We start from the raw sequence: 23,105 nt of genomic DNA on the forward strand, positions 1-23,105 counted from the left end.
CCGCGCCCTACCACGTTTAAAACCTGATTTCCGCCTTGTTACGACACATTCCAATGACATTTATATAAAGCCAGCGATAGCTGCTGCCCTTTTCCGCACATTTGGTCAAAAACACTTACCTTATTGAAATTACATAAATTTAACATCAAAAGAACGTTTTATGAGCGCTTTTTATTCCATATGGTTATTAAAAATAAGAGGCGCCATAATAAAGTTTCACTAGAAACTGTTAGCTAGCTATTAATTTTTAGGGTTACTAGATGTATACTCATTTCCGTGACGTAAATCACAGTTCATTGGAACTGATAAAAGAATACGATAAGGTGAGATCATGAAAATTAAAGCTACTGTTGCAACACTAAGCCTCCTGTCTGTGCTTTCCTTTGGCGCATTTGCAGCACAATCCGTTGATGCAGATCAGGCAGCCAAACTGCAGTCCGCAGGCACCATTACCGTCAGCGGCATTGCCGGCACCCCTTCAGATATCCGTCAGGCGCTGTCTGAAAAAGCCGATGCCCGTGGCGCGACCGCTTACCGTGTGATCGAAGCGCGTAACGAAGGCAACTACCACGCTACGGCTGAAATTTATAAATAAGACCCCGGCATTACCCGGCAACGGGCAATAAATCTCTGGAAACCAGCATTACCGATAACAGCTTTCAAGAATAATAAACGCTGTAAAGCCCTTCCTGGCTGTTATCGCAACAGGACCCACGACCATGAACATGAAAATTACCCTCGCTGCAATTAGCCTGATGTCTGCCCTTTCGTTCGACGCTTCAGCCGCTACGTTGATCACCAATGACCAGGCCGCTGATCTTCAGTCTGTCGGCACCATTACCGCCAGTGGCGTAGCCGGCGCACCTTCGGATATTCGTCAGGCGTTGTCCGACAAAGCCGATAAGCAAGGCGCTAAAGCGTACCGAGTGATCGAAGCCTACGAAAACGGCAACTGGCACGCGACTGCCGAAATCTACAAATAACAATTCAGAGAGCGCGGTTGCCGAACTGATTACCCTCGTCACTGCCACTGCCGAGTTCTGTGGTAACCACTGATTCTCTGAAGAAGTCTCGTCGTCCTATCCGACGAACCCCGTTGCCCTCGCTCGCGAGGGCTTTTTTATAGGCGAAAAAAAGGGCCGCAAACGGCCCTTTCTCGAATTAACCCTGTCGATCAGTAGGTGACTTTCGGCTCTGGCTTGTTGGCCAGTGCCTCCAGCAGCCGATCGTGGATCCCGCCGAACCCACCGTTGCTCATCACCAGGATATGGTCACCCGGCTGGGCGGTTCTCACAATCATGTCCACCAAGGTGCCGAGATCGGCACTCCAGTGGGCCGGCTGCACGCAGGCTTCCGCCACTTCCGCCACCTGCCAGGGAATATGATGCGGCTGGAACAGGAATACCTCATCGGCGCGGCCAAGCGATGGCGCCAAATCGTTCTTGCTGATACCCATTTTCATGGTATTGGAACGTGGTTCAAGCACCGCCAGAATACGGGCAGTGCCGCCCACTTTACCGCGTAGGGCGGCCAGGGTCGCCAGGATCGCCGTTGGGTGATGCGCAAAATCGTCATACACCGTGACGCCATTGGCTTCACCGCGCAACTCCAGGCGGCGACGGGCATTGATGAAATCGCCGAGCACGGCGCAGGCATCCGCAGGCTGCACGCCAACATGACGTGCGGCAGCAATCGCCATCAGGCCATTATGCATATTGTGTTCGCCCACCAGCGCCCATTTCACCTCGCCAGCTTTTTCGCCATTGAGGAACACTTCATAGTGGCTGGCGTCCGGCGTCAGCTTGTGCGCCCGCCATGCGCCTTCTTCTCCGACCAACTCCTGCTCGCTCCAACAGCCCATCGCCATCACCTGTTTCAGGTGGTTGTCGTTATCAGGCAAAATGATCTTGCCCTTGCCCGGCACCAGACGCACCAGATGATGGAACTGCTTCTGGATCGCTTTCAGATCGTCGAAAATATCGGCATGATCAAACTCCAGATTGTTCATGATCAGCGTACGCGGGCTGTAATGAACAAACTTGGAGCGTTTGTCGAAGAACGCACAGTCGTACTCATCGGCCTCGATCACAAAGAACGGGCTGCCACCCAAGCGTGCGGAAACGTCGAAGTTCCCCGGCACGCCACCGATGACAAAACCGGGCTGATAACCGCAGGCTTCCAGGATCCAGGTTGCCATGCCGGCGGTGGTGGTCTTGCCGTGGGTCCCGGCAACCGCTAACACCCAGCGATCGCGCAGTACATAGTCATGCAGCCATTGCGGGCCGGAAACATAAGGGATGCCTTGCTCCAGCACCGCTTCCACGCACGGGTTGCCGCGCGTCATGGCGTTGCCGATGATCACCAGATCCGGCACGTGATACAACTGAACCGGATCGTAACCCTGGATCAGGTCGATCCCCTCTTTCTCCAGCAGCGTGCTCATCGGCGGATAGACATTAGCGTCAGAGCCGGTCACCTCATGTCCCAACGAACGAGCCAGTACCGCCAGCCCGCCCATAAAGGTGCCACAGATCCCAAGAATGTGAATGCGCATAGTTTTCTCAATTGAGTACGTCGAATGTTACCTTATTCTACCGCTCAGAATCGTCCAGAAGAAATGGATTTGCCTATGAATAGCGCTCATCTTTGGGCTACACTGCTCGCGAATACGTTGGCGGTTTGTTAACAAACCGCTACCCATCCGTAGATTCAGGGATTGTGTCATGAAAACGTTAGGCGAATTTATCGTCGAGAAACAGCACGACTTCTCTCACGCCACCGGCGAGCTGACAGCGTTACTTTCTGCAATTAAACTGGGCGCCAAAATCATCCACCGCGACATCAACAAAGCGGGTCTGGTTGATATCCTCGGTACCAGCGGCATTTCCAACGTACAGGGTGAAGTCCAGATGAAACTGGACCTGTTCGCCAACGAAAAGCTGAAAGCTGCGTTGAAAGCGCGCGGTGAAGTTGCGGGTATCGCTTCTGAAGAAGAAGATGAAATCGTGATTTTCGATGGCGAGCGGGCTGAAAATGGCAAGTATGTGGTGTTGATGGATCCGTTGGACGGTTCGTCCAACATTGATGTCAACGTCTCGGTCGGTACTATTTTCTCTATCTATCGTCGCATCACCCCGGTCGGCACTCCCGTGACCGAAGAAGATTTCCTGCAGCCAGGCAGCGCTCAGGTTGCAGCCGGCTACGTGGTTTATGGTTCATCCACCATGCTGGTATACACCACCGGTTATGGCGTGCATGCCTTTACTTACGATCCGTCTCTGGGCGTGTTCTGTCTCTCCCATGAGAAAGTGCGTTATCCTGCCACCGGCAACATGTATTCGATCAACGAAGGCAACTACATCAAGTTCCCTCGCGGCGTGAAGAAATACATCAAGTATTGCCAGGAGCAGGACGAAGCGACACAACGCCCTTACACCTCACGCTACATTGGTTCACTGGTTGCCGACTTCCACCGCAACCTGCTGAAAGGCGGCATCTACATTTATCCAAGCACCGCCAGCCACCCGCAAGGCAAGCTGCGCCTGCTGTATGAATGCAACCCGATGGCGTTCCTGGCGGAACAGGCCGGCGGTAAAGCCAGCGACGGTAAAAACCGTATTCTGGACATTACCCCGGTGAAACTGCACCAGCGCGCACCGTTCTTCGTCGGCACCAAATCCATGGTTGAAGACGCCGAGCGCTTTATCGCCGAAAACCCGGACGAGTAAAGCCTCTCTTCAGGGGGCGGCATGCCGCCCCCTGTCACTCCATCATAATTTGAACGCTGCCATGCTCTGCGCCAGCAATTGAGCCTGCTCCTCCAGCGAACGCGTCGCCGCCGCGGACTCTTCGACCAACGCAGCGTTTTGTTGCGCCACCTGATCCATCTGCGCCACCGCCAGATTCACCTGCTCAATACCGCTGCTTTGTTCCCGGGTAGCCGCCGAAATTTCCCGCATCAGCGCCGTTACGCGGCCCACTTCGCCGGTAATGCCGTTCATGGTTTTCGCCGCAGACTCCGCCATTTGCTCGCCTTCCTGCACCCGATTCTGTGACGCTTCGATCAACCCTTTGATCTCTTTCGCCGACTGCGCACTGCGCTGTGCCAGGCTGCGCACCTCACCGGCCACTACCGCGAAACCGCGCCCCTGTTCGCCGGCGCGGGCCGCTTCGACCGCCGCATTCAACGCCAGAATATTGGTCTGGAAGGCAATGCCGTCCATCACGCTGATGATATCGGCGATGCGCCGCGAGCTGTCGGTAATCGCCTGCATCTTGTCCATCACCTGGCTGACCACCTCACTGCCTTGGTTGGCGATATCGGATACGCTCAGCGCCAGCTGGTTTGCCTGCTCGCAATTCTCGGCGTTCATTTTCACCGTCGAAGTCAGCTGTTCCATGCTGGCCGCCGTTTCCTCCAGCGAGGCTGCGGACTCTTCGGTACGCTGCGCCAGATGCAGGTTACCGGCAGCCAGCTCACGTGAGCCGGTATCAATCTGGCTGCTGGCGTCGCGCACCTTGCTGACCGAGCCGACCAATGCCTGTTGCATGCGTTGCATGGCGCGGATCAGGCGACCCATCTCGGTATCCCCTTCGCCGGTAATTCGGTGCGTCAGGTCGCCGCCGGCGATGTATTCCAGTTGGGCGATAGACTCATCGAGGGGGCGCAGGATAATCACTCGCAGCGCAAACCAGGCCAGTACCGCCAACAGCACGCTGAGCAAACCGGCGACCACGATCAGGGTGATTTTGGTGCTGGCATTATTCTCCGCCTCATCCACCCGCTGCTGCCCCACCTTCATGGCAAAGCTGCGGAAATCGCTGAGGTCTTTTTCGAAGGCGATACTCAGGGCCGAAATCCGGGTTTCCTGAATCTCGTAATAGTCATCGACCTTGCCGGCCTTGATGGCGTCAGCCATCGGCCTGACCCCCTGTTCCAGATAATCCCGGTAGCTGTTTTGCAAACGGGTAGACAGTTCACGCCCGCGTTCCGTAACGGTGCCGACGCTGACAAAGCGCTCCATTTCGTGCTTCGACTGCTCGAGGTAATCATAGATACGGCCTACCGTGGCATCGGAGACCTCAATCTGGCCGATTTCCCGCTGACGCACCGCCAGCGAAGCGGCGGTTCTGGCGCGCAGCGTCAGGTTGGAACTGCTGGCCAGCGATCCCAGTTCCTCCCCCAGGATCTGGTTCAGTGTATGTAGCGAGCGCGACCCTTCATTAATCGCGTTGACGCCAATCGTGCTGACCATAATCAGCAACAGCGTCGTCAGGCTCAGCAGGGCAATCAGCCCGGCCTTCACCGTAATCTTTTTTAGCATGAGTTCTTCCCGGCTTCAGAAATTGTGAGATCAAACGTAGGGGAGGTAAAACGCAGAGCCAGACTTCGCCGGCTCATTATTATTTGATGAAGTTATCGGCAACCGCGGGAGAAACTTAACCTTGTTGGAGGATTAATCTGGAAATGGGGCGGATGGCTCCCCTCGGGGGAGTCGGTGATGAAAAGGGCAGGAAATCGCAAAAGAGTCCGCTATAATAGCCGCCACTCCATTTCTGGTTTGATTAAAGGAAACCGACATGAGCTTGAATCTGGTCCCAGCTGGCAAAGACCTGCCGGAAGACATCTACGTTGTTATCGAAATCCCGGCTAACGCCGATCCGATCAAATATGAAATCGACAAGGACACCGGCGCGCTGTTCGTTGACCGTTTCATGTCCACCGCGATGTTCTATCCGTGCAACTACGGTTACATCAACCACACCCTGTCTCTGGACGGTGACCCGGTTGACGTGCTGGTACCGACCCCGTATCCGCTGCAGCCGGGTTCTGTGATCCGCTGCCGTCCGGTAGGCGTGCTGAAGATGTCCGACGAAGCCGGTGAAGATGCAAAACTGGTTGCCGTTCCGCACAGCAAGCTGACCAAAGAGTACGATCACATCAAAGATGTGAACGACCTGCCAGAACTGCTGCGTGCCCAGATCGCCCATTTCTTCGAGCATTATAAAGATCTGGAAAAAGGCAAATGGGTGAAAGTGGAAGGCTGGGCAGACGCTGCCGCTGCCAAAGCTGAAATCGTTGCCTCTTTCGAACGCGCTGCCAAGAAGTAATTCTTGCCGCCGTCCGATGAAAAAACACCGCTCAATGAGCGGTGTTTTTTTTATTACTTTTCGTCGAGACGCTTCAACCAGTCGCCGCTGTTAATCCGCGGGTAACCGTCCACACTGTGTTTATACAGGTAGATCCACGCACTCCCATAAGGCGTCTGAATCAGCTCGCGCTTATAGTCCTTGGTGTTGCTTTTCAGTTCGTCCAGCTCTGCCAGAATCGATGAGTTAATACGGTACACCTCACAATGTACCGTGCCCTCTCCAGGGATCGCCGCCGGGTAATGGCCCAGATTATAAATCTGATAGCCTTCGAGCTCATGCTCGCCGAGCCATTGGGCGTTGGTCATCCAATGGCTGTTTCCCTGTTTGCGTCGTAAACTGCCGTAGACAATTATTCGCATCGCTAAAACTCAAACTGATAGAGCAAATCTAATGCCTGGTCGATACCAGACACCGCTTCAAGATACAACTTAGGCATCAGGCGGTAACGCAACGTCAGCGTGGCCAGCGAGTCGAAAATGCCCACCCCATATTTTACTTGTAAGCCAGGGAGAACATAGCCGCTCACGACAACCTGAGAGCTGTCGCCAACCCCCTGAGTGTCCAGGGCCAAATTACTTACGCCAAACGCCTCGCCGATTTTACCCACAAGTTGACCACTTTGTGCAACCCCCATCCCAATTAACATTGAGGTCATGGCGTTGCCGTCGGCGCCGGAACTGCCCAAACCCTGCCCGCGCAGCAGATAAGACAAGGCTTCCTGCTGCGATTTAGTCGGGTCTGAGAACACTTCCAGCTTAGGTGCATCCGCCAACCCGGTGACGCGAACCCCGGCGGTGACGCCGTCTTCGGTCGAGTCCGGATTACGGATCGCCTCGATGTTGAGTAACGGCTGATCCGGCGGCCCAGAGAAGAGCAGTTGGCCCTTGCGGACAATCAAATCCTGACCATAAGCATGGAAGCGACCGGACGGGATGTCAATCTGGCCATTCAGGCCCAGGCCATTCTTGTCCTGCACCACTTTCAAGTCGCCCTTCAGTTTGGCTTTCAGGCCAAAGGCATCCAGGCGTACATCGTTGCCGACGTGGATCATCAGGTTGCTGTTGATCGGGATCGCAGCGGTTTTTGGCTGGATCGGTTTCAGTTGATCATCCAGCATCACTTCATCGGAAGAGACGCCTACCGCACTTTCCGGCAGCTCCTGCACCGTTATGCGCGCCCACGGAATATTGACTGAGCCGTTGAGCGAGAACAGTTGCGGCGTCGCCTCGAAGACCAGATCAGGCGAAACATCGATGCGGATCATCGGCGGCACCGTCACCCGCAGCTTGTCGCCCTTGGCGGCGATACGGGCGCGCCAGGCGTTGATATCGCGCCAGTCGGCGTCACCGGACAGGTTCAACTGCCCACGGGTCGTGCCGATCAGCCCCTCCAGCGTCGAGGTCATGCCATCGAAGTTAACCACCAACCGGCCGTCAGTCATGTCAAACGGCATCCAGTGGCCATCGATATCCACCTTATCCAGCGCTAACCGGCCGTAAACCAGCGGTTTCTGCGCGCTGCCGCCCAAACGCAGGTTGGCGTTCAACATGCCCGCCGCTTTTTCCCCATCCATCAGCGCCGGGTTGATCATCGCCAGCGAAATATTGGTGATATTGACATTACCGCTGATATTGCGGCGCACCTGCGGGTCGGTGACCTGGATGTTACCGTTAAACTGGCCATTATTGTGCAGCTTGATCAACCAGTCCGCCTGAGCGCGGCCGTTGGTCAGCCCGGCGTTGAGATTCAGCGTATCGAAGGCGATCGGCAGCGCATTACCCTGCACCTGCTGCACCACTTTCACCCCGTTGCCCACCAGCGAGACTTTCGCATCAGGCAACGCGCCACCCGGTTTCCAGCTAACATCCGCCCGGCCGGAGAATACGCCGCTCAGGGCCGTTTCCGGCCCCAGGAAAGGTTTCACCATCGCCAGATCAAAGCGGTTCAGCACTACGCTGGCCTGGCCGCTCGGGCCGGCCTCAATGGTTTTCGGCACGCACAGTTCGGCATTCGGGTTCTGCCAGCAGTGCGGCCCGATACTGATTTTCTGTGCGGTATTCAGGTAGTCCAGCGTAATGGCGCGCGTTAACCGCCATTCGCCCACCGGGGTATCGAAACGGGTATTGTTCAGGTTGCCGCGCCAGCGCTGCTGCTGGCGATCGAAACTGCCCTGCAGCGCCAATTGGCCGGATACCGGCTTGCCGTTGATCTTCAGTTGCAGCTGATGCTGTTTTTCGCTGCCTTTGGCATCCAGCGTCAGCAGGCTGATCTCCAGAGCATCCTGCTTCAGTTGTTCAACCCGAACCGCCAGTTGCCCCTGAATCTGATCGCTGGAGCGCACGTCGCCGTCAATTTTAACCCGATTGATGCGCAGCGCCTGCCACTGCAGACCGGAAGCGGTCAGATCGGCCAGCAACTGAGGCGCCTGCAGGTTGCCACGCAGTTTAAGCAGGCCTTTCGCCGTACCGCCCAGCCCCGGCAGCGCGCCGTCCAGGCGCGGCGCGTCGATGTTCGCATCCAGATTCCAACTTTTCTCGTCCAGTTGGCCTTTAACGTTCAGTTGGTTACGCCCCAGCGTCAGATCGATGCCGGGGATTTTCCACTGCCCGGCAGCGTTGCCGCTGAGCGAACCGCGCGCGGTGACCTTATTTTGCTTCACGTTGCCGTCGAGCTGCAGCACCGGCACCTGCAATTGCCAACTGCCGCCGTGCAGGCTGCCGCGAGTGGTGATCTTCCCATCCAGCTTCGCCGGCCATTCCGGCCACTGTTTGGCGGTATTAATACCGCTTAACATCAGTTGCGAATTCCAACTGATGGCCTTGCTCCAGTCCACCAGCGCGGTCAAATCGGCATTGCCCTGCAAGGCGGCCAGCCGCAAGCGATCCAGTTTGAACTGTTCGACGTTGCCTTTGCCATCCAGCGTCAGCACCGCCGGCGGCAGATCCTGGCCTTTGATGTTGGCGCGCGTCGACAGCGCATAGTCGGTCGCCTTGCCGTTGAAGCGCAGGCGGAAATCGTTGATTTGGTATTGCGCCTCGCCGCTCAGCGGCCATTTCAGCTGTTTGCTTTGCAGCGTCAGTGCCAGCGGCAAACCAGCCTCAGCCAATTGAGTTTGCATATCCAATTGCGCGCCGACCGGCCCGGACAGATTGAGCGCCACTTTCAGCTCTTCACGCAACCCGCCGCCGAGGTTCAGTTTGACCTTCTCGCCCTTCAGCGGCTCAATATTCAGCGTGCCGTTCGCCACCATCTCCATCGGCCAGTTGCCGGCCAGCGTCGCCTGCCCCTGGGCGGACAGCGTGCCCTGCGGCGATTTCACATCAAAGTTGTCCAGCTGGATATGCTGGTCTTTGGTGCTGGCCTGCAGCAGCAGGCTGGTGATCAACACCTCGGTGTCGCCAGTCAGCCGCAGCTGTTCACCGCTGATTTCCTTGACGGTGATATCCAGCGGCAGACGGATGTCCGGCAGATCCGGCAACAGCGGTTTGGCGAACAGTTCTTTCAGCGTTTCGCCCAGTGGCTTCTCTTCCGGCTGTGGCGCAGGCTTGGCAGCCTCATCGACTTTTTCACCGACCTTTTTCGCCACCTCAACGACCGGTTGCACGACTTCCGGCAATGGGTTTTGCGGCGTTTTCGGCAGAGCGATCAGCAGCGAGCTGATTTTAGTCGGCAACAGGGTCAGCGCGCGCTCTTGCCACTGTGCACCGGTGCGGAACTCGCCCAGTGAAATCGCCGTGTCGTCGACGCTGACCTTGACGTTGTTCAGCGCCAGCATGCGCAGGGTGATCGGGTACGGCGTACTCAGATTCGTGGTCGGCTCGCCGGTCTCTTCCACCGCCGCCGACGGCGTCATCTCTTTGGTTTTCACCACCACGTCCACGTCCTGCGCAGTCAGGGCGTTAACGCACAGCGAACTGCGTTTAAAACACGACAAATCCAGCGAAAGATGGAACTGCCCGGCGTTTACCGTCACGCCCGGCATCTGGTATTTCACGCCCTTTAGCGTCAAATCGCGCCAACCGCCGCTGACGCCGGCAATATCCAGCCCCGGAACCCAACGCGCAGCGCCGTTGATAACCGTATGCAGGCCGCTGGTGGTGCCGAGCAAATAAGCCAACCCGCCGATCAGCAACAACAAGACGATCAGGAATCCCAGACAAATCTTTTTAATCAGGCTCATAATTCAGGCCCCAAACCAATATAGAACTGCACCCCGTGGGTGTCTTTATCCCCAACCGGAGCGGCGATATCCAGCTTCACCGGGCCTACCGGCGACTGCCAGCGCACGCCGAAGCCGGCGCCGGTCTTGACGTTGCTTTGCTTGATATCGTTCACCGCTTCGCCGGAATCCACGAACAACGCGCCCCACCATTTGCCGGTCACGTTGTATTGGTATTCCAGAGAGCCGGTCAGCATTTTGGAGGCGCCGGTCAGCTTGCCGTCATCGTCACGGGGTGAAATGCCTTTATATTTGTAGCCGCGAATGCTGCGATCGCCACCGGCGAAGAAACGCAGATCCGGCGGCACTTTTTCAAAGTTATTGGTTTCGATCCAGCCAACCTGCCCGCGTGCGACAAACCGGTGTTTGTCGGCCAAGGTGCGGATCCAGACGTTCTGTGCCTGTATCAGCGCAAAGTCGACGCCGGAACCCCAGGTGGTATCGGACACGTCGAGAGAATAACGCTGGCTGTCGCCCCAGGTCGGCATCAAACCGCCGCGCGAGCGGGTACGGTTAACGCTGACGCCGGGATACAGCAGCATGGTGGTGTCGGTGACGGTACCCTGGGTAAAGTGGTCCAGACGCCAGGTCAGGTTCAGCGCCCGTTGCCAGCCGCTGGAGAGATCCCAGTTGCGGGAAACCACCGCTTTTGACGTGACGGACTTGGTATCGTTGAGATCGACGTTCTTGAAGCCGCCCTGCAGCAGGTAATACTGCTCCAACGGGTTCTTCAGCAGTGGGATTTTATAGGTCAGATCAAGCTGCTGTTCCGGTGCGGAAATGCTGGCGCTGGTTTCCAGGCTATGCCCGCGATCGTTAAGCCACGGTTTTTTCCAGGTACCTTTTATCCGCGGGCCGACGTCGGTGGAATAACCGACCCCGGTTTCGATGGTATTGCGAGTGCGTGGCGTAACCAGCGCATCTAACGGCAAAATCTTGTTCTCTTTGGAGTCTTGGAAATCAGGGGACACCACCACCGAGTTAAACCAGTTGGTGGCGGACAAACGACGGTTCAGCTCGGCCAACTCTTCCGAACTGTAATAATCCCCCTGATGAAAGGGCACCAGATTTTGCAGGTAGTCTTCGCGGATTTGCGAACCTTGGAACTTCACCTTGCCGAAGCGGTAGCGCTGCCCGCTGTTGAAGTCGATGTCCCAATAAGCCTTATGCAGATCCTCTGCCACGCCCAATTGACTCTTGATCATATCGGCATCGAAATAGCCTTTGCGTAGCGCCATGCCGGTCAGAGAACTTTTGAAATTGTCATATTGACCGTGATTAAGGATCTCGCCTATCGTCGGCCGACCCTTTTTGACCAATTGCAGATAGTCTTCGTCGGTTTTCGCACCGCCTTCCAACTGGATATTGGCACCGGCAATCCGTACCGGCTCGCCCGGGTTCACCTTGGCATACAGCACGGGGCGCGCCAGCTGAGGTCGGTCATCCAGCGTAAAATCGATGGTGGGCTGATAATAGCCCAGCGCACGCAGCCCCTGACGGACGGCTTCATCCACGCGAGCACGGAACCGCCCATCGGTGCCGACCTCTTCCGGCGTAATGGAAGACAGCCGTACCCGGACGTTTTTCTCCAATTCCCCGCTGAGTCCTTCAACCTGCAGCCGCACATTCACCGAAAACGCCGCGGGCGTCGCGAGCAGAGTACAAAAAAAGCACAGGGCACGGTATCGTGGCACGCGTTCTCCTTATTTATTTTACTATCCTGTATAACATCGCTCTCTGGTGCCAGGGCAGACTCCGTGCTATCAAGACGGCAGCCCTCTTCAGCGTTATTCCAGACGCCGCGTGTTACCGTTTTACTGTCGCCGTAAACAGGCGCATTCTTCGCTTTTGGCGCTCAAAATACTGCGTTAAGCTTACACTTAATCTCAATATGCAGCTTATTGTGAGCAAAGTTGCGGTTAGATACAACCGAACCGCTGCGTCTTGGGCCAATTCTTACTGTGACAACAGGAGTCAACCGTGGTGCCATTTTTTGATAAAACCCAAACCGTCGACAAGGCGAACGCACTGCCTGGCCGCACGACGCCGATGCCGGTTGCGACGCTCAACGTGGTCACCGATCATTCGATGACTCATGTCCCGGATGGCATGGAAGTGGCAATCTTCGCCATGGGGTGCTTCTGGGGTGTCGAACGCCTGTTCTGGCAACAACAGGGCGTCTACAGCACCGCAGCAGGCTACAGCGGCGGCTACACGCCAAACCCGACCTACCGCGAAGTGTGCAGCGGCCAGACCGGCCACACCGAAGTGGTGCGCGTAGTGTTTGACCCGAAAATCGTCAGCTACAAGCACCTGCTGCAGGTGTTCTGGGAGAACCACGACCCGGCGCAAGGCATGCGTCAGGGCGGCGACGTCGGTACCCAGTACCGTTCGGCGATTTACACGCTGACGCCGGAACAGCAGCTTGAAGCCGAAAGCAGCCGGCAACGTTTCCAGCAGGCGATGGATGAAGCCGGCGACAAGCGCACCATCACCACCGAAGTGACGCCGGCGCTGCCGTTCTACTATGCCGAAGACGACCATCAGCAATACCTGTATAAAAATCCTGAGGGCTATTGCGGCCTGGGCGGGATCGGCGTTTGTCTGCCGCCACAGGGCTAACCTACTATTTTTTAACCGCTGGCGGCCCCTGTGGGGCTGCTGCTATACTGTGCTGGGTCGCATTTGCGGCCCTGCTTTTTGATAAAGCTCTGGCGGGCGCGATATACGGCCCCCTACAATTCTTTTTTTACAAGGTACTACCCTTCCTCAAGAGCGCCGTCATCCCGTCGGCACGTATGGATAGAATATGTTAAACAGTATTTTACTGATTCTTTTTCTGATCGCCGTGAGTGCGTTTTTCTCACTGTCGGAAATATCTCTGGCTGCATCACGCAAGATTAAACTGAAAATGATGGCTGACGAAGGTAACGTCAACGCCGCCAAGGTGCTCAAACTGCAGGAAACGCCGGGCCTGTATTTTACCGTAGTGCAAATTGGCCTGAACGCCGTGGCCATCCTCGGCGGTATCGTGGGCGATGCGGCTTTTTCTCCGACGTTCAAACTGCTGTTCGATCGCTTTTTGTCACCGGAACTGGCGGAGCAGGTTAGCTTTATCTGTTCGTTCGTGTTGGTGACCAGCCTGTTTATCCTGTTCGCAGATTTGACCCCGAAGCGCATCGGTATGATTGCACCAGAGACGTTCGCCGTCCGGATCATCAACCCGATGCGTTTCTCGATCATGCTTTTCCGGCCGCTGGTGTGGTTCTTCAACGGCATGGCAAACCTGATCTTCCGCCTGTTCAAGCTGCCGATGGTACGTAAAGACGACATTACCTCCGACGACATTTATGCGGTGGTGGAAGCCGGTGCCCTGGCGGGCGTGCTGCGTAAACAGGAACATGAGCTGATCGAAAACGTGTTCGAGTTGGAATCGCGTACCGTTCCCTCTTCGATGACCTCGCGTGAAAGCGTGGTTTACTTCGATCTGCGCGAGAGCGAAGAAAGCATCATTCAGAAGGTCTCGACCCACCCGCACTCCAAGTTCCTGGTGTGCGATGGCAACATCGATCAGGTGGTTGGCTACGTCGACTCCAAAGACCTGCTGAACCGCGTGCTGGGCAACCAGAGCCTGGTACTGAGCAGCGGCGTACAGATCCGCGCGGCGCTGATCGTACCCGACACCCTGACGCTGTCTGAAGCGCTGGAAAGCTTTAAAACTGCCGGCGAGGACTTTGCCGTTATTCTTAATGAGTATGCGCTGGTGGTGGGCATCATTACGCTGAATGACGTAATGACCACGCTGATGGGCGATCTGGTGGGCCAGGGCCAGGAAGAGCAGATCGTGGCGCGTGACGAAAGTTCATGGCTGATTGAGGGCGGCACGCCGATCGAAGATGTGATGCGCGTGCTGCACATTGACGAGTTCCCGCAGGCGGGCAACTACGAAACCATTGGCGGCTTTATGATGTACATGCTGCGCAAGATCCCGAAACGCACTGACTTCGTTAAGTACGCCGGTTATAAATTTGAGGTGGTGGACATCGACAGCTACAAGATTGATCAGTTGCTGGTGACCCGGTTGAGCGACAAACCTGCCGCGGTGCTGCCAAAAGCGCCGGGGGACAACTCCCCAGCCTGACCCCTGCCGACAAAAACGTCAGCGGCCCCATCGGGGCCGCGATAATTGGAGCTTTTGCAGGTACACAAAATTTACCCTATCAATTTCAAATTGCAGAAAACAACGCTGCCGCTTGAAATACGACGGGTATAGCGCATTAACCCATCTCAGATTGCAGCAACAACACCTGCCGGTTCACCTCTGACATCACACTGAAATGGCGTCTGTCACGAATTTTCGGTATCAGGATTTTCCCTTCGTCGAACTCGAACGCGCCTAGATCTTTGATATACAGCCGGCCACGAAACAGGGTCTTTACGTACTTCGCCACTTTCAATGGGTTATAACGCTGGAAGATTCTCATTCTTTTACTCTCCTCCGTTTGGTCCATGCGCTCAGCGAGCCGCCAAGGTGGCAGCCTCTAAAGTAAGAACGCAACTTGATTGCCATGTAGTAGACCTAGTAAAGACCATATCGTTCACTTCCGCTCGGTCATCTTCACTGGATTTACACTTTTTGACAGAATTGTATATGATAATATATAACTTTCTCAGTATATCCCTTCAAAATAAAGGTATTACCTCCCAGAAGGAAAAACTGCGATCCGGCTAACAGGACAGACCTCCGATCACCACCTATGCTTTAGGCTGTTGGGTGCTGTCGGCACCGTCCCCTTCCAAGGAGAAGGCATGAAAAAAAGTAGCATGCTCATTGTATCCCTGCTGTTTGCTCCCCTTTTGGCCTCTGCGCACAACTTCCAGCTCCAGCAACGCGTCGCGCCGGTCGGCGTCAGCGATAAAGGAGAGTTAAATTACGCTAATGATAAGTTTAGCTATAAAAACTGGAATAGCGCGCAGCTCAGTGGGAAAGTGCGAGTGATTCAGCATATTGCCGGCCGCAGCTCCGCCAAGGACATGAACGACCCACTGATAGAAGCGATTAAAAAAGCTAAGCTACCGCACGAACGTTACCAAACGACGACAATAGTCAATACCGACGACGCCCTGCTCGGCACCGCGATGTTTGTTCGCAACAGCATTGAGGACAGCAAGAAGGAGTTTCCGTGGTCGCAGTTTGTGGTCGACAGCAACGGTAACGTTCGCAAAGCCTGGGATCTACAGCCGAAAGGGTCAGCCATTGTGGTGCTGGATAAACAGGGCAAGATCCAATTCGCCAAAGACGGTGCGCTGACGCCGGAAGAGGTGCAGCAGGTCATGACCCAACTGCACCAGCTCCTGAACTGAATCAGAACAGCGAAACCCGGAAGCCGGGGTTGAGGAAAGATTCACGCGGGGCATAAAGCAAAGGCTGCCCCTGCCAGTCGTGGATCTGCGCCCCGGCGGCCACCGCGACGGCATGGCCGGCGGCGGTATCCCAGATATTGGTCGGTCCAAAACGCGGATAGAGCTGCGCCTTTCCTTCCGCCACCAAACAAAACTTCAGCGATGATCCGACAGAAATAGTCTGATGTTCACCCAGTTGGTTCAGGTAATCCTTCAATTCTTCGTCGCTGTGGGAGCGGCTTACCACCACCAGCGGCGGATGAGCATTGCTGACGCGGATCGCCTGGCGTTGTCCTTTCTCTTCTTTCCAGGCTTTACCGCGCTCGGCCAGGTACAGCACGTCTATCGCCGGTGCGTAAACCACGCCCATTACCGCCTGGCCGTCTTCAATCAGCGCGATGTTGACCGTAAACTCGCCGTTGCGGTTGAGGAATTCCTTGGTGCCGTCCAGCGGATCGACCAGCCAATAACGCGTCCAGTTCCGACGCACCTCCCAGGCCGGCGGATCTTCCTCCGACAGCAGCGGCACGTCCGGCGTTAACGCCGCCAGCCCGCGTTTGATAATATGATGCGCCGCCAGATCGGCCGCCGTCACCGGTGAATCATCTTTTTTCTGCGCGACATCAAGCGGTTGTTCACCGTCATACACCGCCATGATTGCCGCCCCCGCCTCGCGGGACAGTTGGCAAATTTGCTCTAACATCATTCACCTCAGATATGCAGTTCCGTGGGTCATTTCCCCTTCCTCATTGCTAGCAGCCTAGTTTTTTTTGCATGGAATATCCATCACAACGGTTTAACCATCGGTATTTATTCAAGTCTTTGCCGTCACAACTGTGACATTTCCTGCGTAACCTCGGCCAATTTTCTGCCACACTTCACAGTTTGGTGAGACAACCAATGTTAATTACATGTCCCTCTGCGATAAAACTCGAAAAATGGAATGGAGAAAGCCAAAAATGATGAAGCGTCCGCTGACATTGTCCGCCCTCGCTATGCTGGTTTGCGCCTCGACGCAAGCGGCAACGGTCGATCTGCGCGTACTGGAAACCACCGACCTGCACAGCAACATGATGGACTTCGATTACTACAAGGATAAACCGACCGATAAATTCGGTCTGGTGCGCACCGCAAGCCTGATCGAGCAGGCGCGTCAGCAGGCCACCAATGCGGTGCTGGTGGACAACGGCGATATTATTCAGGGCAGCCCGCTGGGCGACTATATGGCGGCCAAGGGGCTCAAACCGGGCGACGTACACCCGGTATACAAGGCGATGAATACGCTGAATTACGTGGTCGGCAATATCGGCAACCATGAATTCAACTACGGGCTGGACTACCTGAAAAACGCCATTGCCGGCGCCAAATTCCCGTATATCAACGCCAACGTGATCGACGCTAAAACTCAAAAACCGCTATTCACGCCTTATATTATCGTCGATACGCCGGTAAAAGACCGTGACGGCAAGGAACATACTTTACGCATCGGCTATATCGGCTTCGTCCCCCCGCAAATTCTGGTGTGGGATAAAGCCAATCTGCAGGGCAAAGTGACGGTTAACGATATTACCGAAACCGCCAAACGCTACGTGCCTGAAATGCGCAAACAGGGCGCCGACCTGGTGGTGGCAATCCCGCATTCCGGCCTTTCCAGCGAACCCTATAAGGCCATGGCGGAGAATTCGGTGTACTACCTCAGCCAGGTACCGGGCATTGATGCCATCATGTTCGGCCATGCCCACGCGGTATTCCCGAGCAAGGACTTCGCCGCTATCAAAGGCGCAGATATTGAAAAAGGCCTGCTGAATGGCATACCGGCGGTCATGCCGGGCCAATGGGGCGATCACCTCGGCGTGGTAGATCTGCAACTGAACAACGACTCCGGCAGTTGGAAAGTGGCCTCTGCCAAAGCGGAAGCGCGACCGATCTACGACAAAGAAAACAAGAAATCACTGGCAGCGGAAGACACGGCGCTGGTGAAAGTGCTGGCAGAGGATCATAAAGGCACGCGAGACTTCGTCAGCCAGCCGGTCGGCAAGTCTGACGACAACATGTACAGCTATCTGGCGCTGGTGCAAGACGATCCGACGGTGCAGATCGTCAACAATGCGCAGAAGGCCTATGTTGAACACTACATTCAAGGCGATCCGGATCTGGCCGACCTGCCAGTGCTGTCAGCCGCAGCGCCGTTCAAGGTCGGCGGGCGCAAAAACGACCCGGCCAGCTTCGTGGAAGTGGAAAAAGGCCAGCTCACCTTCCGCAACGCTTCCGATCTCTATCTCTACCCCAATACGCTGGTGGTGGTGAAAGCCAGTGGCAAAGAGGTGAAGGAATGGTTGGAATGCTCGGCCGGGCAGTTCAATCAGATCGACGTCACCAGCAGCAAGCCTCAAGGCCTGATTAACTGGGACGGCTTCCGCACCTATAACTTCGACGTGATTGACGGTGTGAATTACCAGATCGACGTCAGCCAACCGGCGCGCTACGACGGCGAATGCCAGTTAATCAATGACAAGGCGGAACGCATCAGGCAGTTGACGTTCAAGGGCAAGCCGATCGATCCGAACGCCACTTTCCTGGTTGCCACCAATAACTACCGCGCTTACGGCGGCAAGTTTGCCGGCACCGGCGACAAGCACATCGCCTTCGCATCGCCGGACGAGAACCGCTCGGTACTGGCGGCGTATATCGGTGCCGAGACTAAAAAACACGGCGCGGTACGGCCACAGGTGGACAATAACTGGCGCCTGGCGACGTTCAGCAGTGTACAGCCGCTGGATATCCGCTTCGAAACCTCACCCAGTGAGAAAGCCACGGCGTTTATCAAAACGCATGCGCAGTACCCGATGAAGGCTGAGGGTACGGACAGCATCGGTTTTGCGGTTTATCAGATCGATTTGAGCAGTAAATAAGCACCAGGCCGGGGGAAATACCTTCCCTCGGCTACCTACCTCTTTTTCTCTCTGGCGCGCCCTTTAAATTGCATTTAAAATGCATGTTATAAAATTCCTTCATTTAAAGAGGCACTACCATGGATTACCGCAATCAATCCCTCGGCGCACTCGCCATCGCCATTCCCCGGGCATCCCGCCTGTTTCGTCTGAACGATCTGGATTATTGCTGTGGCGGCAAGCAAACGCTGCAACGTGCCGCCGAGCGCAGAGGGCTGGATATCGACCGGCTGGAAACCGAGCTGGCCGCCCTCGCCGCCAAACCGGAACAAACCCGCGACTGGCGCACTGCGCCGCTCGGCGAAGTGATTGACCATATACTGCCGCGCTTCCATCAACGTCACCGTGAACAGTTGGCCGAACTGGTGCTGATGGCAGAAAAGGTTGAGCGGGTACATGCAGATAAACCCACCTGCCCGCGCGGCTTGGCTAAACAGCTGAACCTGATCCGGCTGGATTTGGAAAACCACATGATGAAAGAAGAGCAGATCCTGTTCCCGATGATCAAACAGGGCATGGGGCGCCAGGCCGCCGGGCCGATCTCGGTGATGGAGCATGAGCATGACGAAGCGGGCGAACAGCTTGAGGTGGTGAAATTCCTCACCCATAACGTGACGCCACCGGAAGGAGCATGCAATACCTGGCAGGCGCTGTATGGCGGCATCGACGAGTTCATCGACGACCTGATGGAACACATCAATCTGGAGAACAACCTGTTGTTCCCACGTGCGCTGAGCGGTGCATAAAACAAGGGCGCCATTAAGGCGCCCAGAGAAATCTGTTATTGAATTACAGAATTTCCAACAGCTCGACGTCAAACACCAGCGCGCTGAATGGCGGGATGGATGCGCCGGCCCCGCGCTCGCCGTAGGCCAGATCGTGCGGGATATACAGCTGCCATTTGGAGCCGACCGGCATCAGAGTCAGCGCTTCGATCCAGCCTGGGATCACGCCGCTAACCGGGAATTCTGCCGGTTGGCCGCGCTCTACGGAGCTGTCGAACACGTCGCCGTTAATCAGACGACCGGTGTAATGCACGCGCACGCGATCCTGACGGGACGGGATTGGGCCATTACCCTGCTCCAGCACGGAGAACTGCAGGCCGGATTCGGTCAGCGTCACTTCGTCACGCTTGGCGTTGTCTTCCAGGAACTGCTGACCTTCAACGGCCATTGCCTGCTGGCGCTCACGACGCACGGCATCCGCACGCTCGTGGATTTCACGCAGTGCACGGTGCACTACGTCTACCGGAACCGCCGGGGCATTCCCTTCCAGCGCGTCGCGCAAACCTGCCAGCAAAGCTTCCGGTTGCAAACCTTCCAGACCGGACTCTTGCAACTGCTGGCCGACCTGTAAACCAATCCCGTAACTTGCTTGCGCTTCAACGCTGTCAAAAGAAGGGGTTGTCATGGGGTTTTCCTTTAGTCTGTAAAAAGTCGAAGGCGCAGCATAACAGTGCCGGAAAGCCGGGTAAAATCTTGTGTGGAGAATGATGACTTTTGTCGTAGAAAAAGAAACAATGGCCCCCTGTTAACGCCCGTTCCCGCGATCCCAGGCTCATCGCCTGCCGCGACAGCCATTGAATTGCTGCTGCCTTTCACTTCAAACAGTTAGCGGACTATACTGAAAGCAGGAAATCGGGCCGGCGGTACACCATGTTGTACTGTGGCATTTTTACGCAGTTGAAGAGAGGTCACCATGGGCAGAATCTCGCCCAGGAGAAGGAAAACCACCCGTATCTACCAGCCGTTGCTGCGCACCTGGCTGAACTTCAGCCAGCGCCTGAAACCTGGCCCTGCGCCAGAGGCGGCAGAAGATCCGGATTCAGAGCAACCGCCGGTAAACGGCAAAGGACAGGGAATAAAAGCGTTACTGCTGAAGATCTGGCACCTGCCGGACAGCTTCGGCTGGATGGAACCGCTGCCCTATTTCCATCGTCGCTGGACCCTTATCTTCGGCGTGATTCTGCTGTTGGCGCTGTTATGGCCTTACTCGTCAGAGAAGCAGCCATTCCCGGTCACCCAGCAGGGCAACGGCATACCGCTGCAAGCCGATTTGCAAGATAATGGCCAGCAGCAAGCGGCCGAACCGGAACCTGCGGGCAATTGGCAACGCTATCAGATCCAGCCTGGCCAAACGCTGGCGCAGCTATTTCGCGATAACAGCCTGCCGGTGAACGAAGTCTTCGCCATGGCGCAAGTGGAAGGGAGCGACAAACCGCTCAGCAACATGAAGGTAGGTCAGGAAGTGCGTATCGAACGTGATGCCAACGGCGTGATTACCGCGCTGTCGGTCACCACCGCAGACAATACCCAGGCCCTGTTCCGCCGTCAGGCCGACGGCGGCTATCGCCGCGAGCGGTAATCCGCCAGTTGAGCCAACAGGAAGTCACGCAGCACCACGCCCTGGTTGTGCTGTGTGTCTTTACTGCCGTACAGCAAGGTCAAGGCCTGCCCCTGCCGCAATAACGTCACCAGCGGCTGCCAGGCTTCGTTTTCCGCCAGTTGCAACTGGTAGCGGCGTTCAAACTCTTCCCACTGATCGACGTGTTGATGAAACCACTGCCGCAGTGCGTTATCCGGCGCAACCTGTTTCAGCCACTGCACGCCCAGCAACCGTTCCTTGCTAACCCCGCGCGGCCACAGCCGATCAATCAGGTAGCAGTTCTCCGGCGCAGGACCGGTAAAGTCATACACGCGCTGTAAATTGATATCTGTCATTTACTGCTTCTCCTCGCCAACGATAATCGCAAGGTAGCGCGTTTTACCGGGCGCAGAAAAGCAAAACGCCAGCACAAGGCTGGCGTTTTAACTTGGCTGGCAGGAGCGATTAAGCTTCTGCAACCACAACTACATTCAGCTTAGCGAACACGTCGCTGTGTACCTGGAACTCAACTTCATGTTCACCAGTGGTACGCAGAACGCCGTTCGGCAGACGAACTTCGCTCTTGGCAACTTCAACGCCTGCCGCAGTAACTGCGTCAGCGATGTCGCGGGTGCCGATAGAGCCGAACAGTTTGCCTTCGTCGCCTGATTTAGACGCGATGGTTACTGAACCCAGTTCGTTGATCTTGGTTGCGCGAGCTTCAGCAGCAGCCAGAACGTTAGCCAGTTTGGCTTCCAGTTCAGCACGACGTGCTTCGAAGAACTCTACGTTTTTCTTGGTAGCAGGAACAGCTTTGCCCTGTGGTACCAAGAAGTTACGGGCGTAGCCCGCTTTAACGTTAACCTGATCACCCAGGCTGCCCAGGTTTGCTACTTTATCAAGCAGAATAACTTGCATTACCTTATCCTCTTAAAGTCGTTAATAGACAGCGGCCGATTACTGATGACGATCAGTATATGGCAGCAGGGACAGGTAGCGAGCACGCTTGATGCAGCGAGCCAGCTGACGCTGGTATTTTGCACGAGTACCGGTGATACGGCTCGGGACAATTTTACCGCTTTCGGTAATGTAGTTTTTCAACGTTGCGATATCTTTGTAATCAATCTCAACAACGCCTTCCGCTGTGAAACGGCAGAACTTGCGACGACGGAAATAACGTGCCATTAGGCTAGTCTCCAGAATCTATCAATTCAATCTGCTCGGCATGCAGAACCAATTTGTTCAGCCCGTTGCGCCCTTGATGGCAACTTACGAAGCCTTGCACGGTTATCTGACTGCCGACCGTTAATCTTTGAGTTAGTGCTTGTGACTGTTGTCCACTGACAACCACGGGCATTCGGCACCATGCTTGTCTGCTGAATCCGGCTTCAACCTGCTGCGAACGGTGCTCTAGCACAAATTGGCAGTGGGGGATCCCGGAAGGACTCACCTTTCGAACCGGCGCCTTGCACACAGTGCCCGACAAAACCAGACGATTAGAGGTCACAGCAGCAATTACTCTTCAGAATCCCCAGCATCTGCATCATCTGAGGTTTCGTTAGCGAAGTCTTCGCGGCGATCGCCACGACGTTCGTCTTTCGCTTTAACCATCGGAGATGCTTCAGTTACCGCGTGCTTAACGCGCATAACCATGCTGCGGATAACGGCGTCGTTGAAGCGGAAGTTTGTTTCCAGCTCATCGATCGCTTCCTGCGGAGCTTCAACGTTCAGCAGAACGTAGTGAGCTTTGTGCAGTTTGTTGATCGGGTAAGCCAGTTGACGGCGGCCCCAGTCTTCCAGACGGTGAATCTGACCGGCAGCGTTAGTGATGGTAGCACTGTAACGCTCGATCATGCCCGGAACCTGTTCGCTTTGGTCAGGGTGGACCATAAAAACGATTTCGTAATGACGCATCGAATTGCTCCTTACGGATTATTCAGCCTCCTGTCAGGGTCAACCGTGGCCCATGGAAGCAAGGAACGTGTATGTGTGTACGGCTGAAAAAATGACGCGTA

23 protein-coding genes are annotated in these 23,105 nt (G+C 55.6%); 10 read left to right on the forward strand and 13 right to left on the reverse strand.

All coding sequences use genetic code 11. The features are described 5' to 3' along the window. Nucleotides 1-331 precede the first annotated feature (331 nt). Complete coding sequence (yhcN, locus tag ACUTSW_RS16865) at nucleotides 332-595, forward strand: peroxide/acid stress response protein YhcN (RefSeq protein WP_006323257.1); 264 nt, start codon at nucleotides 332-334, stop codon at nucleotides 593-595. A 124-nt stretch (nucleotides 596-719) separates the two neighbouring features. Beyond that, nucleotides 720-983, forward strand: a complete 264-nt coding sequence (gene yhcN, locus ACUTSW_RS16870) for a peroxide/acid stress response protein YhcN (RefSeq protein ID WP_445584930.1) — start codon at nucleotides 720-722, stop codon at nucleotides 981-983. 191 nt (nucleotides 984-1,174) lie between these two features. Here yhcN (ACUTSW_RS16870) and mpl read toward each other — a convergent pair whose 3' ends face one another. Then, nucleotides 1,175-2,554 (reverse strand): UDP-N-acetylmuramate:L-alanyl-gamma-D-glutamyl-meso-diaminopimelate ligase, encoded by a 1,380-nt coding sequence (mpl, locus tag ACUTSW_RS16875; RefSeq protein WP_445584931.1) that lies wholly within the window; start codon nucleotides 2,552-2,554, stop codon nucleotides 1,175-1,177. Nucleotides 2,555-2,723: 169 nt separating this feature from the next. Here mpl and fbp point away from each other — a divergent pair, with 169 nt between their 5' ends. After that, nucleotides 2,724-3,728, forward strand: coding sequence for a class 1 fructose-bisphosphatase (gene fbp / locus ACUTSW_RS16880; RefSeq protein ID WP_004952791.1), 1,005 nt, complete (start codon nucleotides 2,724-2,726; stop codon nucleotides 3,726-3,728). A gap of 42 nt (nucleotides 3,729-3,770) precedes the next feature. Here the strand turns inward: fbp and ACUTSW_RS16885 are convergent, their stop codons facing one another. Next, nucleotides 3,771-5,324 (reverse strand): methyl-accepting chemotaxis protein, encoded by a 1,554-nt coding sequence (locus tag ACUTSW_RS16885; protein WP_445584932.1) that lies wholly within the window; start codon nucleotides 5,322-5,324, stop codon nucleotides 3,771-3,773. A 256-nt stretch (nucleotides 5,325-5,580) separates the two neighbouring features. Between ACUTSW_RS16885 and ppa the strand changes: the two genes are divergently transcribed. Beyond that, on the forward strand, nucleotides 5,581-6,111 hold the full coding sequence (gene ppa / locus ACUTSW_RS16890; protein ID WP_004952787.1) for an inorganic diphosphatase: 531 nt from the start codon (nucleotides 5,581-5,583) through the stop codon (nucleotides 6,109-6,111). Between the two features lie 53 nt (nucleotides 6,112-6,164). Here the strand turns inward: ppa and ACUTSW_RS16895 are convergent, their stop codons facing one another. Genes ACUTSW_RS16895 through tamA form a run of 3 tightly spaced genes read right to left on the reverse strand, consistent with a single transcriptional unit; the run spans nucleotide 6,165 to nucleotide 12,066 of the window. Further along, on the reverse strand, nucleotides 6,165-6,512 hold the full coding sequence (locus ACUTSW_RS16895) for a gamma-glutamylcyclotransferase family protein (RefSeq protein WP_006317485.1): 348 nt from the start codon (nucleotides 6,510-6,512) through the stop codon (nucleotides 6,165-6,167). Nucleotides 6,513-6,514: 2 nt separating this feature from the next. Continuing rightward, nucleotides 6,515-10,333, reverse strand: a complete 3,819-nt coding sequence (tamB, locus tag ACUTSW_RS16900) for an autotransporter assembly complex protein TamB (RefSeq protein ID WP_445584933.1) — start codon at nucleotides 10,331-10,333, stop codon at nucleotides 6,515-6,517. Continuing rightward, entirely contained in the window at nucleotides 10,330-12,066 is a 1,737-nt protein-coding gene (gene tamA, locus ACUTSW_RS16905) for an autotransporter assembly complex protein TamA (protein WP_062869292.1), read from the reverse strand. Before tamA ends, tamB begins: the two co-directional genes overlap by 4 nt. Before the next feature lie 286 nt (nucleotides 12,067-12,352). Between tamA and msrA the strand changes: the two genes are divergently transcribed. Together msrA and ACUTSW_RS16915 are read left to right on the forward strand one after the other, a co-directional pair. Continuing rightward, the gene (msrA, locus tag ACUTSW_RS16910) at nucleotides 12,353-12,994 is read left to right on the forward strand and encodes a peptide-methionine (S)-S-oxide reductase MsrA (protein WP_062869291.1); all 642 of its coding nucleotides are present in this window, start codon (nucleotides 12,353-12,355) and stop codon (nucleotides 12,992-12,994) included. Between the two features lie 187 nt (nucleotides 12,995-13,181). Beyond that, nucleotides 13,182-14,513 (forward strand): hemolysin family protein, encoded by a 1,332-nt coding sequence (locus ACUTSW_RS16915; RefSeq protein WP_004952778.1) that lies wholly within the window; start codon nucleotides 13,182-13,184, stop codon nucleotides 14,511-14,513. Nucleotides 14,514-14,649: 136 nt separating this feature from the next. On the opposite strand, the gene ACUTSW_RS16920 is transcribed toward ACUTSW_RS16915, so the two are convergent. Then, nucleotides 14,650-14,856 carry a DUF1107 domain-containing protein gene (locus ACUTSW_RS16920; protein ID WP_445584934.1) on the reverse strand — a complete coding sequence of 69 codons (207 nt, stop codon included), beginning with the start codon at nucleotides 14,854-14,856 and terminating at the stop codon, nucleotides 14,650-14,652. 325 nt (nucleotides 14,857-15,181) lie between these two features. On the opposite strand from ACUTSW_RS16920, the gene ACUTSW_RS16925 reads away from it, so the two are divergent. After that, nucleotides 15,182-15,736, forward strand: a complete 555-nt coding sequence (locus ACUTSW_RS16925; protein WP_006323250.1) for a YtfJ family protein — start codon at nucleotides 15,182-15,184, stop codon at nucleotides 15,734-15,736. A gap of 1 nt (nucleotide 15,737) precedes the next feature. Here the strand turns inward: ACUTSW_RS16925 and cysQ are convergent, their stop codons facing one another. Beyond that, nucleotides 15,738-16,478: a 3'(2'),5'-bisphosphate nucleotidase CysQ gene (cysQ, locus tag ACUTSW_RS16930; RefSeq protein WP_073439542.1), complete on the reverse strand. Its 741-nt coding sequence runs from the start codon at nucleotides 16,476-16,478 to the stop codon at nucleotides 15,738-15,740. A 256-nt stretch (nucleotides 16,479-16,734) separates the two neighbouring features. On the opposite strand from cysQ, the gene ACUTSW_RS16935 reads away from it, so the two are divergent. After that, nucleotides 16,735-18,687 (forward strand): bifunctional 2',3'-cyclic-nucleotide 2'-phosphodiesterase/3'-nucleotidase, encoded by a 1,953-nt coding sequence (locus ACUTSW_RS16935; RefSeq protein WP_445584935.1) that lies wholly within the window; start codon nucleotides 16,735-16,737, stop codon nucleotides 18,685-18,687. A gap of 119 nt (nucleotides 18,688-18,806) precedes the next feature. Continuing rightward, complete coding sequence (ytfE, locus tag ACUTSW_RS16940) at nucleotides 18,807-19,472, forward strand: iron-sulfur cluster repair protein YtfE (protein ID WP_004952763.1); 666 nt, start codon at nucleotides 18,807-18,809, stop codon at nucleotides 19,470-19,472. Nucleotides 19,473-19,515: 43 nt separating this feature from the next. Here the strand turns inward: ytfE and fklB are convergent, their stop codons facing one another. Beyond that, nucleotides 19,516-20,136: an FKBP-type peptidyl-prolyl cis-trans isomerase gene (fklB, locus tag ACUTSW_RS16945; RefSeq protein ID WP_004952760.1), complete on the reverse strand. Its 621-nt coding sequence runs from the start codon at nucleotides 20,134-20,136 to the stop codon at nucleotides 19,516-19,518. Nucleotides 20,137-20,424: 288 nt separating this feature from the next. Between fklB and ACUTSW_RS16950 the strand changes: the two genes are divergently transcribed. Further along, nucleotides 20,425-21,090: an OapA family protein gene (locus tag ACUTSW_RS16950; RefSeq protein WP_434462231.1), complete on the forward strand. Its 666-nt coding sequence runs from the start codon at nucleotides 20,425-20,427 to the stop codon at nucleotides 21,088-21,090. Here ACUTSW_RS16950 and ACUTSW_RS16955 read toward each other — a convergent pair. From ACUTSW_RS16955 to rpsF, 5 genes are all read right to left on the reverse strand, one after another. Then, nucleotides 21,072-21,446 (reverse strand): DUF488 domain-containing protein, encoded by a 375-nt coding sequence (locus ACUTSW_RS16955; RefSeq protein ID WP_445584936.1) that lies wholly within the window; start codon nucleotides 21,444-21,446, stop codon nucleotides 21,072-21,074. The two genes, ACUTSW_RS16950 and ACUTSW_RS16955, sit on opposite strands and share 19 nt — an antisense overlap. A 109-nt stretch (nucleotides 21,447-21,555) precedes the next feature. After that, nucleotides 21,556-22,008: a 50S ribosomal protein L9 gene (gene rplI, locus ACUTSW_RS16960; protein ID WP_004952751.1), complete on the reverse strand. Its 453-nt coding sequence runs from the start codon at nucleotides 22,006-22,008 to the stop codon at nucleotides 21,556-21,558. 39 nt (nucleotides 22,009-22,047) lie between these two features. After that, nucleotides 22,048-22,275, reverse strand: coding sequence for a 30S ribosomal protein S18 (gene rpsR, locus ACUTSW_RS16965; RefSeq protein ID WP_002210155.1), 228 nt, complete (start codon nucleotides 22,273-22,275; stop codon nucleotides 22,048-22,050). 4 nt (nucleotides 22,276-22,279) lie between these two features. Then, complete coding sequence (priB, locus tag ACUTSW_RS16970; RefSeq protein WP_004952746.1) at nucleotides 22,280-22,597, reverse strand: primosomal replication protein N; 318 nt, start codon at nucleotides 22,595-22,597, stop codon at nucleotides 22,280-22,282. An 8-nt stretch (nucleotides 22,598-22,605) separates the two neighbouring features. Next, entirely contained in the window at nucleotides 22,606-23,004 is a 399-nt protein-coding gene (gene rpsF, locus ACUTSW_RS16975; protein ID WP_004952743.1) for a 30S ribosomal protein S6, read from the reverse strand. Between the last annotated feature and the right edge of the window lie 101 nt (nucleotides 23,005-23,105).

The sequence above is a fragment of the Serratia sp. TSA_198.1 genome, assembly GCF_052686505.1.